Here is a 15821-nt window from a genome sequence, read left to right as displayed (position 1 = left end):
ATGCCAACGCACTGAAAGTTAGACGCTGCTCGAAGTCTACACAGAGGCGGCGCCGCGTTTTTTGTGCCGCACCAATGTTATACTTCGAGCAATGTATGACTTGTCACCGTCAACAGGCTCGCAGTAAACCTGCGGTAATCTCAATTTCGAGAGGAGAAATATGAATAAACTTTCAAAGCTCGCGTTCATTGCAGCTACCGCAGTTATGGCTGCATCCGCTTCGGCACAGTCGGTGCCGGCGTCGCGCCAAGCCGTCAATGACAACTGGGTCAACGGCACGGGCGAATGGGTGTGGATGAACGGTACGAACGAGCTCTGCTGGCGCGATGCGTTCTGGACGCCGGCCACCGCCAACGCGAAGTGCGATGGCGCACTGGTCGCCCAGGCACCGCAGCCGCCGGTCGCTCCGGTCGCTCCGGCTATCACGAGCCAGAAGATCACGTATCAAGCTGACGCACTGTTCGACTTCGACAAGGCAACGCTCAAGCCGCTGGGCAAGCAAAAGCTGGACGAACTGGCTTCGAAGATCGAAGGCATGAACACGGAAGTGGTCGTCGCAACGGGCTACACGGACCGCATCGGTTCGGACAAGTACAACGACCGTCTGTCGCTGCGCCGTGCGCAAGCCGTGAAGTCGTACCTGGTCAGCAAGGGTGTGCCGGCCAACAAGATCTACACGGAAGGCAAGGGCAAGCGCAACCCGGTTACGACTGGCTGCAACCAGAAGAACCGCAAGCAACTCATCGCCTGCCTCGCACCGGATCGCCGCGTGGAAGTGGAAGTGGTTGGTACGCAGCAAGTGCAGAAGACGACCGTTCCGGCAAACTAAGCCGCGGTTTTCGACTGCTTCAAAGCCCCGCTCCGGCGGGGCTTTTTCTTTGACGCCCGTCCAGGCGCTCGCCGCTTCGCCGCTCGTCCGCTTCTTATATACTCGGGGCTGACGAATCGCAGCACCGCCCTCCTTCCGTAGCCCGTTTGCCGACATGACCAACGCCGACCCGCACGAACTCCAGAAATTCAGCGACCTCGCCCATCGGTGGTGGGATCCGAATGCCGAATTCAAGCCGCTGCACGACCTGAACCCGGTCCGGCTCGGCTGGATCGATGCGCATGCGCACCTCGCCGGCAAGCGCGCACTCGACATCGGCTGCGGCGGCGGCATTCTGTCCGAATCAATGGCCGGACTCGGCGCGCAGGTGAAAGGCATCGACCTGTCGACCGAAGCACTCGGCGTCGCCGACCTGCACAGTCTCGAAAGCGGCATCTCGGTCGATTACGAGGCCATCGCGGCCGAAGCGATCGCCGCGCGCGAACCGGGCACCTACGATGTCGTCACGTGCATGGAAATGCTCGAGCACGTGCCGTCGCCCGGCGATATCGTCGCCGCCTGCGCGACGCTCGTGAAGCCGGGTGGCTGGGTGTTCTTCTCGACGCTGAACCGCAACCTGAAGGCATACCTGTTCGCCGTGATCGGCGCGGAGTACATCGCGCAAATGCTGCCGAAGGGCACGCACGACTACGCGCGCTTCATCCGTCCGTCGGAGCTGGCCAGCTTCGTGCGGGCAACGGATCTGCACATCGTGGAGATCAAGGGCATCACGTATCACCCGATCGGCAAGCGCTTCGCGCTGTCGAACGACGCCGACATCAACTACCTCGTCGCGTGCCGTCGCGGCGCGTGACCTTCCAACCGGCATGACGACTCCCCTCTCGACCGCGCGGGCACCACTCGACGAACCGCGCCTGCTGCACTGCGATGCCGTGCTGTTCGACCTGGACGGCACGCTCGCCGACACGGCCCCCGATCTCGCGGCCGCCGTCAACAAGATGCAACGCGTGCGCGACCTGCCCGAGACACCGCTCGACGTGCTGCGGCCGCTAGCCTCGGCCGGCGCGCGCGGCCTGCTCGGCGGTGCATTCGGCATCGATCCGCACACGCCCGGTTATGAAGCGATGCGCGACGAGTTCCTGGCCAACTACGCGACGGATCTATGCGTGCACACGACGCTGTTCCCCGGCATCGACGACGTGCTCGACGAACTCGACGCGCGCGGCGTGCGCTGGGGCATCGTCACGAACAAGGCCATGCGGCTCACGGCGCCGCTCGTCGACCTGCTCGGCCTCGCGCGGCGCGCCGCCTGCGTCGTCGGGGGTGACACAACGCCGCACCCGAAGCCGCACCCGGCCCCGTTGCTGCATGCGGCCGACCAGTTGACGCTCGCGCCTGCGCGCATCGTCTACGTCGGCGACGACCTGCGCGACATTCAAGCCGGCAGCGCCGCCGGCATGGCGACGGTCGCGGCGGCGTACGGCTATTGCGGTGATGGCGCGGCGCCGGCCGACTGGCAAGCGCAGCATCTCGTCGACACGACGCTGCAACTGCGCGAACTGCTGCGCGATGTTGGGCTATAATGATTGATCTTATCCGCGGGGGCGACCTGGTTTCGACAGGGGTTGTGAAGCGGCTAGGGCATGTCGAGGACCCGTCACCTCGTTAATCAATGGGAAAATCGTAACTGCAAACGACGATACGTTCGCACTGGCAGCCTAAGGGCCGCCGTCCTCTGCCTAGTTCACTGACGGGCTAGTGTCGCAAGACCGGTAGCAATACCGCCAGAGGTCATTTACGTCAGTTAAGCCCTGTCGGCGTCGCGACGCCAGGGTCGAAAACCTAGCGAATCGCCGTAGTGCAGCGTGTTCGTCCGCGTCGCTGCGGTTAAATCAAATGACTGAACTAAACATGTAGAACTAGTCGTGGAGCGCTTCTGGACGCGGGTTCGATTCCCGCCGCCTCCACCAAATACCCGCCAAACGTCTCCAACGTTTGACCAGAGAGCCCCGCCAAGCCTAGCTTCGCGGGGTTTTTTGTTGCAAACTTCCGCAAGCTTCTCCAACTGACAGCAACCCCCAACCGGGGGTCCTCGCGGGGGTTCTCCCCGGAAATTCTGATCGAGAACCCCCGATCGCCTCGCTGGAAGCCCCCTGCACAAGAGAGCGCATATGGCCCTCACCGACATCACGATCCGCAACACCAAGCCGACCGACAAGCAACAGAAACTTTTCGACGGCGGAGGCCTATTCCTGCTCATCAAACCGACCGGCAATAAGCGTTGGGTGCTCAAGTACCGATTCGGCGGAAAAGAGAAGAGCCTTGCGCTCGGCACCTATCCGGCCGTGCCTCTCATCGAGGCGCGCAAGCGGCGCGACGCCGCGCGCGACAAGCTGGCGGCGGGGATCGACCCGGGCGAGGTGAAGAAGGCCGAGAAGCGCAGCCAGCGCCTCAACGCGGAAAACTCGTTCGAGGCTGTCGCGCGAGAGTGGCATGCAAAGTACGCGCCGTCTTGGTCCGAGAGCCACGCGGCCCGCATCCTGCGCCGACTGGAAGTCGACGCATTTCCGTGGATCGGCGGCAAACCCGTTGCCGACCTCGCGCCGCCGGACGTGCTCGATGCGCTGCGCCGTGTCGAGAAGCGCGGCGCACTTGAAACGGCCCACCGCCTGCACGCGAACATTGGCCAGGTATGCCGCTATGCAGTGGCGACCGGTCGGGCGACGCGCGACGTCACCGCCGATCTGCGCGGCGCACTTCCGCCAGTACAGCAAACGCACATGGCCGCAATCACCGATCCGAAGCAGGTTGCGGAACTGCTGCGAGCGATCGACGGCTATCAGGGCACGTTTCCCGTCGTATGCGCGTTGCGCCTTGCCCCGCTGGTCTTTCAACGGCCTGGCGAACTGCGCGCCGCCGAGTGGTCAGAGTTCGACCTCGACGCCGGCGCATGGGAAATCCCGAGCGCGCGAATGAAGCGCACCAGACAAGGCAAAGCGGCGGGCGGCGCGCACATCGTTCCGCTGTCAGCGCAAGCGGTCGCGATCCTGCGTGAGCTACACGCGCTAACAGGCGCAGGCCGATTCCTGTTCCCGAGCGTTCGAACGAAGGACCGCCCGATGTCGGACAACACGATCAACGGCGCGCTGCGCCGACTCGGCTACGACGGCGACACGATGACCGGCCACGGCTTCAGAGCAATGGCACGAACGATTCTCGACGAGGTGCTCGGCGTGCCCGCAGAGATCGTCGAAGCACAACTCGCGCACGCCGTAAGAGATCCGCTCGGTCGCGCGTACAACCGCACCGCACACCTGCCGCATCGCCGTGAAATGATGCAACGATGGGCCGACTACCTCGACCGGCTCAGGGCCGGCGCCGACATCATCCCGATCACCGCCGCGTCTGGAGCCGCATAGAAGCCCGGCAGAATTCCGGGGATGAGATCGCCGCCTCCCTACCCGGCCGGCCCTTCACTTACACGGAATAGCTCACCGGATCGGCCAGCCAGCGATGCACCTCGTCGTTTCGCCAGACGGTACAGCGCGCGGTCAGCTGTATCGGCTGCGGTGCGCGCCCTTCCAAGCACCGTTTTCGCCATGTCTCGCGCGACACACCCACGAACGGCGCAATCTGATTCCACCGCGAAACACCATTGAGCGGCAGCGAGTCGACGTGCTTATGCATGGCACCCCTCCGCTTCGGCGAGCGCCGCGCGTCCGTAGACTTGCTCCACCCAGGTTCCGCGCCCGTCCCCGTGACCGAGCCACGTCGACACGCCGGCGGCCGCCTCCCGGCGCGATACGCCGGCGGCCTTCTGTCGCTCCAGATGCTCGGTCGCATACGCGTACCGGAGGCTGTGCGGCGCGCGCTCACCGGCCATGCCGACCTTGCGCACGACATAGTGGTAACGCTCCATCGCTCGCTTCAGATCTGGCTTGCGGACCAATTTCCCGCCGTACTCGTTCGACAGTCCAATCGCCCGCTCCACCAGTTCAGCGGCACGCAAGCGATCTAACGGCGGGCTCCGTCGCGTCTTGCCTCCCTTCGTCCCGTGGATGATGGTCACGAACCCATCCCCGATCGAGCTCGACAGCGCGCGCCGCCAGTCAGCCAGCGATTTGATGCTTTGAACCGCCTCCCTCGCTCGCAGCCCAAGTTCGAACTGCAGCTCAAGCACAACCGCAATACCCGGGTCGATCGCAGCGACGGCGGCGCGGTACGGCTCCAGCTCGTCGCGCATCATCGGCCACTTCGTGCCGGCCCGGCTCGCGCCCGACAGACCGAGCGCCGCATTGCTCATCTTGTCGGCAAACGGCCGTCGACCGATCCCTTCGAGCGCAGTTCGGATGTGCGACATGTTGTTGCCGGCCGTCCGATTCGAGAGCCCTCGCGCGATCATGTCATTCGACCATGCAATCAGGTGCTTCGCTTTGAGCTGGCCGGTCGTGTGCACCTGAAAGCCCATATCCCACAGAAACCGCGCGAAACGCGCGAGCGACTTCTCCCGACCGCTGGAGGTCAAGTTTGCCTGTTTGCCACGCGCCCCGCGCGCAGCACGGCACAGGTCGGCCGTGAGAGATTTGTGCGACATGCGTACCCTGTATCCATGACGTGAGGCTCGACCCCAGTTGCCTCCCTGCCCGCTGGACGGATCCGCGCAAACGCAGCTGGGAGACAACAAACGGGGGCACGAGCCTCGGCCTGGTGAGATTGGGAGCGTTCTACGCCAGCAAGCTGGCGCAGCCCGGCGCGCATCAACCCGATGAAGGTCGGCACGCGGCGGGAGGACGCTTCCCCCGTTTGATCCGTGTTTTGGCTTTGCGACCGATCGGGGGCGCCAATGCCCCGACCGCGCGAATTGATGCGTGCCGAGCGAGTCGACACGAGTTTCCAGACGCCGAGGCCGAGCGCGCCGTAAATCGTCATGGGGACGATTGAAACGGACGCAGCAAGGCACGGCGTAAGCGCTGGGGAGCGCACGTCACGGATTGATTGCCGCGGGAGCGGCATACGGGGATTGCACATCGTGCCTTTCGCAGGAAGCAAAAGGCGATGGAGGGCTCCACCTATCGGCGAAGCAGTCACGAGCCCATCAGGAAACGATGGACGGATTTTGGGTGTAGGCCCTACTCAATTCATTCGGTGATCGAGCCACCGTGCCCGCAGAGCGAGCTTTCCAAACAATTGCCGATCAGTTTCGGCGCACTTCAGTCGATGCCTTACCCAGGCGGGGTGTGAAGCAAGATTAGCGACGGTCGTACCGCTTGGCAACAATTTTTCAGCGGCCCTCGTCTCGCGCTGAAGAATGGCGGTCACGTCTACAGAGTGACGCACGCGGGACATGATGATGTGCCGTGCCAGTGCCCGCGACATCACAAAGTGATGCACCGCTTTGGCGGCGAAAACGGTCTGTGTCTCCTTTGCAACATGATGGCCTACGCGCTCGGCTTTTCGCGAGGTAGGCGGCTGTCACCGATTCACGCCAAAAGTTATTCAAGATTCCGCAAACGTCGCCAAATATTCCAAACATCATAGATATTTCGGCATTTGACACTCTTGTTTTCGTCTCGTTATATATAAAATGTGCGCGCGCGAAGTGATTCGCGCAATCCCACACTCGCCACCCAGGGGGAACGCAATGTCGCTGTCCCTTTCGGCATCCGCTCCGACGAAGCGCCCGATCGAGCCGGCCCAAAGTGTTGACTGGTTCCGCGTCCTCGAAGACGTGCGGCGGGCCGACTTTACCCTCGCCGAGATCGCGCAGTACACGCAGATCCCGCGCACGACGCTGCTCGGCTACCGCAACCTCGGCGCCGAGCCGAAGCATTACGCGGGCGTCACGCTGTTGAAGCTGTGGGCGCAGGTCACGGGCAACGCGCCCGACCAGGCGCCCACCGTGCAGCGCATGCCGACCGTCTCCGACATCCTGCGAAAGTCGTGAGGCGAACGGCAGCGCGCCGCTCTAGCGGTGCGTCAACTGTTCCAGAAGCTCCGGCCATTTGCCTGCGTCGAAGGTCAGCCCCTTCCGGCTCGGCACCATCTCGCCTCCGCCATCCGGAAGGCACCACAAACGGATATTGATCACGGGCCGGCCCATGTAGATCTCGCGCGTGATCCGAATTTCCGCCGAGTCGTTCTTACGCACGCGTGCCAAGACTTCCATCGGTTGCCTCCATGTGCTGAACGAGTGCCGTCGCTGCGGCCCTTGCAGTCCTGAATTGACCGAGCGCCAGAGGCGCACCGGCCTCCGACACCTGCCACAAACCATCGTCGTGACGGTCGATCGAGAATCCGCGCTCGTGCCGCCAGCTTCCGCTGGTGCAGCGCGTCAGCCCCATCGCGATCAGGGCCTGATTGCCCGGCATCACGGACACCGTCGGCTTGGGCACCGGCGGTGTCGCCTGTCTCGACAGGACTTCAACCGCCCGTCGCAGGCAATGAGCGAGGTTGCGAGCCGACGACGCTTCCGCGCGTAACGATCCGGGGCGGCTGCTCGACGATTTCCGCGCCAGCGCTCGTTCGATCACCGGCTCGGACACCGCACACGCGGCGTGGCCGTCCAACGAATCGGAAAGTGCGCGCAGCTTCCGGAGACGTTCGCTGTCGACCATGCGATCACCCTCCGAATGCATGGCTGAGATCCGGCGCGCGATGCGGCGTATGCTCCTGCGGCGCCCAGTAGAACGACTGCCCCCATTCCTGAGCGGCCTTCTGCTGCTGTCGACCGAGATAGCCCGGCGACAGGTTCTCCTGCAAGGCATTCATGAAGCCATGATCGATCGCTGCCTTCGCGTACCAGAGGTTGACGAACGGGGTGTGCGAACGCGCGAGATTGACCGCCTGCGCACCGATGTCGGTCGGCTTCCCTTGGGCGGCCTTGTACACGCCACCGATGCCGATCCCGTACACCAGATCGAACAGCGCTCCGAGGCTCGGGCCTGCCAAACTCTTGAGCGCATTTGCGCCCGGCGATCCGAACTGACTGTTCGGGTCTTGCAGCAGCATGTCGCCGACGAATGCGAGACCGCCGCCCTGTGCCGCGGCCTGAAGCCAAAACTTCGGCCGCGCCATATCGATCGGGTCCTTCCCATTGCGCAATTGGTTGATCTGCGTGATCACCGCGCCGAGCAGGACCGACGACAGCAGGAACGACGACGCGTACACGTACCGGTTCGCCATCAGCGGCTGCCCTTCCTCGAAGCCGGTCGGCAGGCTCAACATGCGCCGCCAATGGCGAGAGATCAACGCGATCGGGAACGCCTTGAACTGCATCACGGCGCGCGCGATCTCGCCGGGCACCGTACCCGCCTTGAGCCCCCACGTCGTCACGCCGCGCGTCGCGAGGTCGGGATTGAGGACGGCCGTCTCGCCCTCATTGTTGATGAAGGACAGCACCTTCTGAACGACCTCCTGGGTGCGCGGCGCGCCGGTATCGTGGATCGATTCCGGCGTGAGCAATTCACGGCCACGGTACTCCGTCAGTTGCGTCCGGTTGATCACCCCCCAATCTTCCGGCGTGAAGCCGGCGCGCTCCAGCCGCGTGCGATCGTAGTTGTGCAGCCGTTCCCACGGCGTTTGTCCCATTTTTCCCATCGCGCCCATCATCGACAGACTGAACCCGCGTCGTAGGCCGTCGGTCCACGCCTGCAGCAGCGACACCTTCATCGTCGAATTGGCAAGCTTCCCGGCCAAAGACGGGTTCAGCAGGTCACCCGAGATGCGATTCAGTTCGCTGGCTAGCGATTCAGCGATGATGCCGTGCATCGTCAGGAAGTCCTTCGTCTCGCCGTGGAACGCCGCAGCACCGACGTCCTGCAGCAGTTGAAAGTACGGCAGCTTGTTGACGCCCGCCGTAACCGCGATCGTATGCAGGTCGGAGATGGACGCGATGAGCGTCCCCTGCAGCTTGCCGAACGTCTCGATCGAGCGGATCGTCTGCGCGATGTTCGACACTCGGGCACTCGCCGGTGTCGACAGCTCGCCGTTGACGAGCCCCCAATACGTCTGAGGACGCACGCCGAAGCTCTTCGGCAAATCCGATACCGGCCGGCCGTCTGCCTTCGCCGCGAGCTCGAACTGCAGGCGCATCTGGCTGTTCGGGTTCGGCCCGTACGCCTCGACAAGCGCGATGTCTTTCGACATCCGGCCGAGGTGGCCCATCATCGCCTGGAACGCGCTGCCCTTGCCGAACTCGCTCATGTACTCAAGATAAGCCTCGGCATCCTTGAAATGGATCTGCCGCGCCTCACTGCCGCGGTTCGCGCGCGCGCCGGTTCCGGGCATGCCGCCGTTACCCGGTTCGAGCTTGTTCAGCCCGTCCGTGCTGATGGTTTCCCACGCGGCACGCAGCAGATCCGTCACCTGGTCGTCGCGCATCAGCGTCCCGTCTTCGTTCACATATCGGTCGCGCGCGAGCTTGGGCATCAGCTTGTTCACCCACGCGTCCCGCGCGGCGTCATCGCCCTTGCCCTGCACCTTCGCGGAGTCGTGAGGTTGTGGCGTATACCCGTAGTCCAGCCGGCCAACGTCGCCACCGCTTCGATTGAAGCGTTCGCGCAGCGCGCCGATCACGTCGAGCCACGCGCGGGCGCCCTTCTGCGCGATTGCATTGCCGCTACTGCCGTCCGCGTTGGCGAAAATTTCGCGGAACAGGTCACGCGTCATCGACGGATTGTCGGCGTCGAACAGGTACATCGCGATACGCCGCGTGAATCCCACACTCTCCTTCGATTTCACGGCTGTGATGTAGTCCATCAACTGGCCGATCGACTCGTTTTTGATCGCGGCGGCATTATCCTGCGTGCGAACGATGTCCTCGACGAGCGCATGCGCGCGCTTGCCGCCGTGCGCCAGTTCCCGCTCAATACGCGTGTCGGTCTGCACCGTCTTCAGGGCCGCCAATTGCGCATTCCGATACGTGCGCTCGGCCTCGGCCTTCATATCGGCCGCCGCCTGCTCGGCCGCCGCCATCGTTCGGTCATCGGCCGACATGGCCATCCACTTCGGTCGGTCCTGACGCGCGAGTCGGCGCGCCGTGTCGCGGATTCGATTGTCGATCTCGTCGATCTCGCTGCGTGCGAGCGCCCGGCCAGCGGCCCGGGAGACGGCTTCAATGCATGCGGGATTCACGTTTTATTCTCCATTCGCGAGGAAGCACTGCGCCGCGATGCGGAACAGCGGGATGATTTCGTTCTGACGCGCCATTTCGGCATCGATCAGGGCCATCTGCTCGGATAGCGTCGACAGCCGCGTCGTTTCCCCCGTCTCAGGGTTTGATTCCGCCCACACTGGACGATCCGCATTCGCGGCGTGGAACTCGGGCGTGTAGTCGGTCAACTGTCCTGCCGGCGGAAAGGCAGTCGGCTCCATCACCGGCAGGGATGCCTCGTCCGGCCCTGGTACAGCCGCTGCTTCCTGCTTCGGTACGGCCTCTGACGTCGTGTCGCGCGCGGCGGTCGCAATCGCCGTGCGACGGCTTGGCGGCGCGCCGACCTCATCACGCTGGTTACGGAGCGCGGTGAGTTGCTGGTCAAGCTGCGGCAGCGCCGCGCGCGCGAGTTCCGCATTCCGGTTCGTCTCGATGGCGCCGCGCAGTCGCGCGATCTGGGCGTCCTGCGCATCGATGCGCGACTGCAGCTCGACGGGTGCGTCGCGCTCCATCTGCGCCTGCTCGCGCGCCATACGCGTCTTTGATACCGAATACGTCCGGCGCGACTGCATCGAGTCCATCACATCCTGCAGCGTGGGGCGAGGCTGTGCCTCCAGATCAGCAAGCTGCGCGCGGAGTTGCGACACCTGCCCTCGCTCGGCCGTATTGCCGATATCAGCGAGCAGATCGGCACGCGTATCGTCCAAACGGCCGATCATGTCGTTCAGCGCGTCCACGTGGCGAATCTGGTCTGGCTGGATCAAATCGCCGACTTCGACACGATCGCCGACCGACAGTTGATCGATCGTGCGCTGGAAGGCCGTCAAATGCGTCGCCAACGCGTCGAGATCGTCGGCCCGGCCGAGGCTGGCCTGCTCAAGAAGCTGGCGGTTGTACACGACCCGCGCGGCGTCGACCTGGTCCGGGGTTGGCTGCGCGCCACGCAGCGCATCGTCGGCGCCGCGGTCCGCCAGATACCGCTGAACTCGCTGAAGGTACGCACGCGTTTCGGCGGCCGGCGGCTGCTTGCCCTGCCGCACCGCATTCGCCTGAGGCGGCCCCCCGTTGTAATCGGCGATGATGACAGCCAGGTTGTCCCCGTACTGTCGCCGAGTGGCGGCTAGGTACCGCGCCATGCCGTCGATCGACTGCACCGGGTCGGTCGGGTCGGTCACGCCGAACTTCCGCATGTTGTCCGGCATCATCTGCGCGATGCCGGCCGCGCCCTTGCGAGAGACCTGCCCGGAATTCGAGCGCTCCCCGGCATTCTTCAGCGCGACCATCAGGTCGCCGAATTCCGGCGGCAATCCTTCGCGCTGCGCGGCCTGCACCGCATATGCGTCGAGGCGCGAGTCGTTGAACGGAAGCGCCTTTCGCTCGCTCAAGCTCATCGCCGACAGTTGCCGTGCGGCGGCCGGATCAACCTGCGGCGCCGCTGCGCGCGCTTGCGTTTCGGCACGAACGCCTCGATAACCGAGCGCGCCAAAGATACCTGCCGTCGCCGCCGCAACAGCCAACGCAATTGGGTCGAACGGATCGTACTGATCCGACAACTGCTGATAGCCGGCGGACTGAAGGACCGCCTTCGTCATCGCTGTCTGCGCGATTTGCAGACCCGGCCCGGCGGCAAGGCCGAGCGCGACCGTGCGGGCAATAGTGCCGCCGGCGACCGGGATGACGCCAGCGAGCGCGGCGCCCGTGCCTGCCACCGCGCCGGCGGCCGTCCGGGTGCCGAGATCAACGCCCTTCTCGCGAAGCCCCTGCGACGTCGTCTCACCTTCGCTCGCGCCGGTCAGCACCGCGCCGGTGAACGGGTTGCCGGTGGCGAGCGAGAGGCCGATGTACTTCGTCAGCCCGCGTGAAAGGCCGAACACCGTCTGCTCGGCGATGTTCGAAGTGGCAGGATCCGGTGCCAAATGAGACGAGAAGCCGTACAGGTTGTCGCCGATCGTCGACGAGTACGATGCCCCGCTGGCGAGGTTCGCACGAGCCTGCTCGCCCTCCTGCCAACGCTTCGCCTGTGCCTGCGGATCAGTCAACAGGGATGGATCCGTGTTCGCCGTATACCCGGCCACCACATCACCGAACGACTTGATCGAGTCGAACCCGAAAGCCCCGACCTCGGCAGCAGCAGCAGCGACACCACGGAACGGCGCCGTGACGGTGTCGATGACCTTGAACGGCGGCGACACCCGCGGCTCCGGCAGCGGATTCGAATTCGCGGCATCGATCGCGCGGAGCGTGTCCTGCGCGTACGGGTCGGTAAAGAGTGTCTGCGCCATTATTTCAGCCTGATCAGGATCGGTTGCTTTTGCGAGTTCGTCGCGTAGCCGGTTCCAGCCGCCACGGCATACACGCCCTGCGGTGAGATGCGAACCAGACGCGCGGCCGGCAGCTTCGTTACGAAGTCAGCCACCGGGACTTCCGTCTGTCCGATGTGCACTTTGCCGTCGCCGAGCGGGGTCACTATGCTCGATGCGTTCACGCCCTTGACCGAGGTATCGAAGCGGGCGTCGTCCCACCCGTACGGCTTGAGCGTCTTGCGTCCGTTCAGGTCGACGACGCCGCCCGTCGCACCGCTGATCGACGCATTCAACTGGCCATCGTCGACGGCCGCGTTTGAGAGGTTGTTTTTGGCTGCCCCGTACGCGTACAGGTATTTCGTCGTGTCGATCGCATCCTGGGCGGCTTTCGCGCTCGCGAAGGCTTCGCGCAGTTGGGCCGACGCCAGTGCCGTGACGCCCTGCAGCAGCTTGTCGTCGACACCCGCACGCTTGTCGCGGATCGCCTCGGCGCCCTGATAGATCAGAGACGCGATACGCTTTCCGCCCGTCGACGTGAGCTGACTGGACCCGGCGAGCAAAGCGAGGCGGTCGACAGGTCGCTCGTCATGCAACTGATCGGCGAGTGCACCGATGCGATCCGCGTTCCCGATCGCGAAGCCAATATCGCTGACCTCCTGCCCGCGCTGATCCGCCGGCAACGCGTCGAGCATCCGCGCGAGCTGCCGCGCTTCGTCGTTCGTCAGCAGCGAGATCGGGTGGCCGGCTTTTTGCTCGACTACGCCGGCCGCAGCGGAACGCGCGGACAGCGATTTCGCGATGGTGGTCGGGTTCGACAAGTCCAGCTTAGGAATCTCTCGAATCGCCCCGACCGACGCCGCGGTTTCCCACGGTGCCGTCTTGTACCCGTCGGTCAGGCGGCTGTTGATCGTCCGCCACGTTGCAAGCTGCTTCTGCTCAAGCGGGTCGGTACCGATCTTCGGGTTGGCCTGGTCTCGCTCCATCCCTTGGATCATCGCTGCGCGCTCACTCGCGCTTGCCGTCGAAAACGCGTTGGCCGGACCGTTCAAGCGAACCAACTCCTGAGCCTGTTTCTCCATTGCGGTGCCCTTCGTCCGCGCGAGGAAGTCGGTTTTGTACTCGGGCGACATGTACGAACCGGAGTCGTTGAACTCGATCGCCTGATTCACAGCCGTGATCGCATCGTTTTCCCGTGCTCGATTCTGAGACTCGATCTGGTTTTCGATCTGAGCCTTCAACGACACAACCGTCGACAGCACCTGATTGCGCTTGCCCGCGTCGAGCTTGCCCGCGTAGTAGCCGTCCGGGGACGTCAGATCCTTCTCCAGTTTCGTCAATGCCGGGAGATCGTCCGTAGAGCGAGCGGCAATCGCGGCCGACTGCGCGTGCGCAGCCCACTGCGCGTCTGTCCAGTCCTGGACGATCTGCGTCGCGCGCGGCTGCGGGATGCCGGCAGCAGCAGCCGCGTTCAGGTACGCCTGCTTCGTGCTCGCGACCGTGCCCTCGATGCTCGCCGGGTTCGTCGCGATGCTCTTGCCGGCGGTGTCGAGCAGTGTCGCGGCGTTCGTCGCGATCAGCTGCTGCGTGTTCTTCGTCAGCGCCTCCTGCATGCCGAGCGCCACCGTGCGATCAAGGCCGGCCGTCTGCGTCGTCGCGATGTTCTTGTAGTGGCCGCCGGGCAGCGCGCCGATCGTCGAGTCGAACGACTGCTTCTGCGCATCGGCGATCTGCTTCTGATACGTCGGTTGGTCGATCGCGCCGCTGGCCAGCTGCTCGGCGGCCGTCTTCATCGCCGACTGCACGTTCGTCGCATGTGATTGGTACGCAACTGCGGCGTTCGTGCGCGCGAGGTCTTCGTCGAGCCGCTGCTTCTGCTGGAACAGATCGGCAGCGATTTGCGTGCCGACCTCGCCGAGTCCCTGCTGCGCGCGCGCCGTCGCCGCGCCGAACGCATTCGGATCAGCTTGTACCGCCGGGCCCGGCTGCGCGACCGCGCTCGCCGGATCACCAAGGGGAATTCGTGGCATTCGTTACCTCAACTGTCAGTGAAATTTCGAAGTCATCGTGCCCAGCCTCGCTTCCATGTCCCTGAGGCCAGATCCAGATACCGCGCGCCATCGGCCCGGCAATCGCGAAACTGCAGACTTGCCGCGTCGAACCAGAGACGCACGGTGCCCTCCCACGTGTGGTGACGCTGCTTGGCGCAGATCAGAGCGGTATCGGCCTGCTGCTCGGCTTCTTCGCGTTTCTCATCGGAGAGCGTGTCCTTGCGCAACAGAGCCTCTTTGGTCTTGTTCCGATGCACGATCAGCACGTTGTCGACCAGGTCCGTGATCTCGCCGGCGCCCTTCATGTCGAACTTGTCCGGCACGACGGCTTCCTTCTCGCCCTTGCGCGCGTGGTGCACGAGGTGGATATGCACGCCCGTATCTCGCGCCAGAGAGCACAGCGCATCGACGAACGTCTTCTGGCCGGCGTAATCGTCCGGGGCGATACCGCACTTCAGCAGGCTGTCGATCACGACGTGGTGCACACCGAGTTCCTTGCGGCAGTACCGCGCGACGGCAAGCATGCGCGCCCGCTCGACCGTGCCGACGTGCGCATACAGCCACAGTCGGTCGTTCGTCCACCGCCCGAAGCCGCGAATGAATTCCGGAGCCGGCATCGCGGTTGCCGCGGCCTGGCGCGTCAGGCGCTCCATGGTCGCGATCGGCCGCATCTCCATCGACGCGATGCACACGCGGTCCCCGGCCGACATGGCGTGCAGCATCGCCTCGCCAAGCACAGCGGACTTGCCATGACCGTTCACGCCGCCCCAGAGCGTCACCTCGCCCTCGCGGAAGCGGAGGGCATCGCCAACGCTAGACCACGGCGATGCCGTACCGGACGCGACTTCCTTCGGGCTGTGCAGATGCTCGACAAGGTCTTCGATGAACTCGCTGGCACGGCGCACGTCCGCGCGGCCGTCGTCCTCGTCTCTGGCGTATGCCTCCCAGTCGATCGAGTCGGGTAGTGTTCGGGCCATCAGGCCACCTCCTTGGTGTTTCCATGTCGTTCTGCGGCGAGCTGCGCGACGAGCTCGCACGCGTGGTCATAGGGATTCGGCAGCGTGTCGCCCAACGAATCGAACAGGCGGCGCGCCAACGTGTGCGATGCCGGCCAGCACGTCGGCGCGATCGCCATCGGGAACCAGTCGAAGAGCGAGAATTCCTCGCCGGGCACCGCGCGCCGCTCGCCGCAGTGCACCCGCGGCCCCTCGCGGAACGCGAGCACCAGCGTGTCGGGCACCGCAGAGGCGATGTCAGCGAGCGTGCGCAGCAGATCGCTCCAGGGCACGTCCGCCGACGCGAATACCTCGACGTCGAGCGCGGCGACAGGACGCCAGTCGTAGGGCTGGCCGGCGGCGGCCGAGAGCGTCACGTTGTCGAAACGCAGCGGCCCGGCCAGCGCCACGAGCACCGGCAGTTCCGGGACGCGACCGGCGCGGCGCATGGACACGAGCGCGGCACCGTTGGATGGATAGCGAAGGCTCATAGCG

The 15821-nt window shown here is 64.6% G+C and carries 14 protein-coding genes and 1 other RNA gene; 6 read left to right on the top strand and 9 right to left on the bottom strand.

The genetic code is table 11. The features are described from left to right. Positions 1 to 160: 160 nt before the first annotated feature. The 5 genes from ompA to CFB45_RS05260 all read left to right on the top strand — a co-directional run bounded on the left by ompA (position 161) and on the right by CFB45_RS05260 (position 4248). Positions 161 to 829 carry an outer membrane protein OmpA gene (gene ompA, locus CFB45_RS05280; RefSeq protein ID WP_006476579.1) on the top strand — a complete coding sequence of 223 codons (669 nt, stop codon included), beginning with the start codon at positions 161 to 163 and terminating at the stop codon, positions 827 to 829. Between the two features lie 154 nt (positions 830 to 983). Continuing rightward, positions 984 to 1682, top strand: coding sequence for a bifunctional 2-polyprenyl-6-hydroxyphenol methylase/3-demethylubiquinol 3-O-methyltransferase UbiG (ubiG, locus tag CFB45_RS05275; RefSeq protein WP_089424797.1), 699 nt, complete (start codon positions 984 to 986; stop codon positions 1680 to 1682). A 13-nt stretch (positions 1683 to 1695) separates the two neighbouring features. Continuing rightward, a complete protein-coding gene (gene gph / locus CFB45_RS05270) occupies positions 1696 to 2412 on the top strand; it encodes a phosphoglycolate phosphatase (RefSeq protein WP_089424796.1) in 717 nt (238 codons plus the stop codon). A gap of 17 nt (positions 2413 to 2429) precedes the next feature. Then, positions 2430 to 2799: a transfer-messenger RNA gene (ssrA, locus tag CFB45_RS05265) on the top strand. Between the two features lie 201 nt (positions 2800 to 3000). Beyond that, positions 3001 to 4248, top strand: coding sequence for a tyrosine-type recombinase/integrase (locus CFB45_RS05260; protein WP_089424795.1), 1248 nt, complete (start codon positions 3001 to 3003; stop codon positions 4246 to 4248). Between the two features lie 58 nt (positions 4249 to 4306). Here CFB45_RS05260 and CFB45_RS05255 read toward each other — a convergent pair whose 3' ends face one another. Next, complete coding sequence (locus CFB45_RS05255; RefSeq protein WP_089424794.1) at positions 4307 to 4516, bottom strand: helix-turn-helix transcriptional regulator; 210 nt, start codon at positions 4514 to 4516, stop codon at positions 4307 to 4309. Continuing rightward, a complete protein-coding gene (locus CFB45_RS05250) occupies positions 4509 to 5423 on the bottom strand; it encodes an integrase domain-containing protein (protein WP_089424793.1) in 915 nt (304 codons plus the stop codon). The genes CFB45_RS05255 and CFB45_RS05250 overlap by 8 nt, the downstream gene beginning before the upstream one ends. A 1047-nt stretch (positions 5424 to 6470) precedes the next feature. Between CFB45_RS05250 and CFB45_RS05245 the strand changes: the two genes are divergently transcribed. Continuing rightward, positions 6471 to 6773, top strand: a complete 303-nt coding sequence (locus CFB45_RS05245) for a hypothetical protein (RefSeq protein WP_089424792.1) — start codon at positions 6471 to 6473, stop codon at positions 6771 to 6773. A gap of 21 nt (positions 6774 to 6794) precedes the next feature. Here CFB45_RS05245 and CFB45_RS05240 read toward each other — a convergent pair whose 3' ends face one another. The 7 genes from CFB45_RS05240 to CFB45_RS05215 all read right to left on the bottom strand — a co-directional run bounded on the left by CFB45_RS05240 (position 6795) and on the right by CFB45_RS05215 (position 15817). Continuing rightward, positions 6795 to 6995 (bottom strand): transcriptional coactivator p15/PC4 family protein, encoded by a 201-nt coding sequence (locus CFB45_RS05240; protein WP_059501707.1) that lies wholly within the window; start codon positions 6993 to 6995, stop codon positions 6795 to 6797. After that, a complete protein-coding gene (locus CFB45_RS38930) occupies positions 6970 to 7443 on the bottom strand; it encodes a hypothetical protein (RefSeq protein WP_179255040.1) in 474 nt (157 codons plus the stop codon). Before CFB45_RS38930 ends, CFB45_RS05240 begins: the two co-directional genes overlap by 26 nt. Before the next feature lie 4 nt (positions 7444 to 7447). After that, entirely contained in the window at positions 7448 to 9823 is a 2376-nt protein-coding gene (locus CFB45_RS05235) for a hypothetical protein (protein ID WP_144025166.1), read from the bottom strand. A 141-nt stretch (positions 9824 to 9964) separates the two neighbouring features. Then, entirely contained in the window at positions 9965 to 12262 is a 2298-nt protein-coding gene (locus tag CFB45_RS05230) for a transglycosylase SLT domain-containing protein (protein ID WP_089424789.1), read from the bottom strand. Then, positions 12262 to 14073: a hypothetical protein gene (locus CFB45_RS05225; RefSeq protein ID WP_144025165.1), complete on the bottom strand. Its 1812-nt coding sequence runs from the start codon at positions 14071 to 14073 to the stop codon at positions 12262 to 12264. Before CFB45_RS05225 ends, CFB45_RS05230 begins: the two co-directional genes overlap by 1 nt. A gap of 269 nt (positions 14074 to 14342) precedes the next feature. Then, positions 14343 to 15308: an AAA family ATPase gene (locus CFB45_RS05220; protein ID WP_089424787.1), complete on the bottom strand. Its 966-nt coding sequence runs from the start codon at positions 15306 to 15308 to the stop codon at positions 14343 to 14345. After that, positions 15308 to 15817 carry a histidine ammonia-lyase gene (locus CFB45_RS05215; protein ID WP_089424786.1) on the bottom strand — a complete coding sequence of 170 codons (510 nt, stop codon included), beginning with the start codon at positions 15815 to 15817 and terminating at the stop codon, positions 15308 to 15310. Before CFB45_RS05215 ends, CFB45_RS05220 begins: the two co-directional genes overlap by 1 nt. Positions 15818 to 15821: the final 4 nt, after the last annotated feature.

Source organism: Burkholderia sp. HI2500, from assembly GCF_002223055.1.
In the GTDB taxonomy this organism is placed as follows: Bacteria; Pseudomonadota; Gammaproteobacteria; order Burkholderiales; family Burkholderiaceae; genus Burkholderia.
Note: the sequence above shows the minus strand (reverse complement) of the source record. Positions and strands in the feature narration are given on the sequence as shown.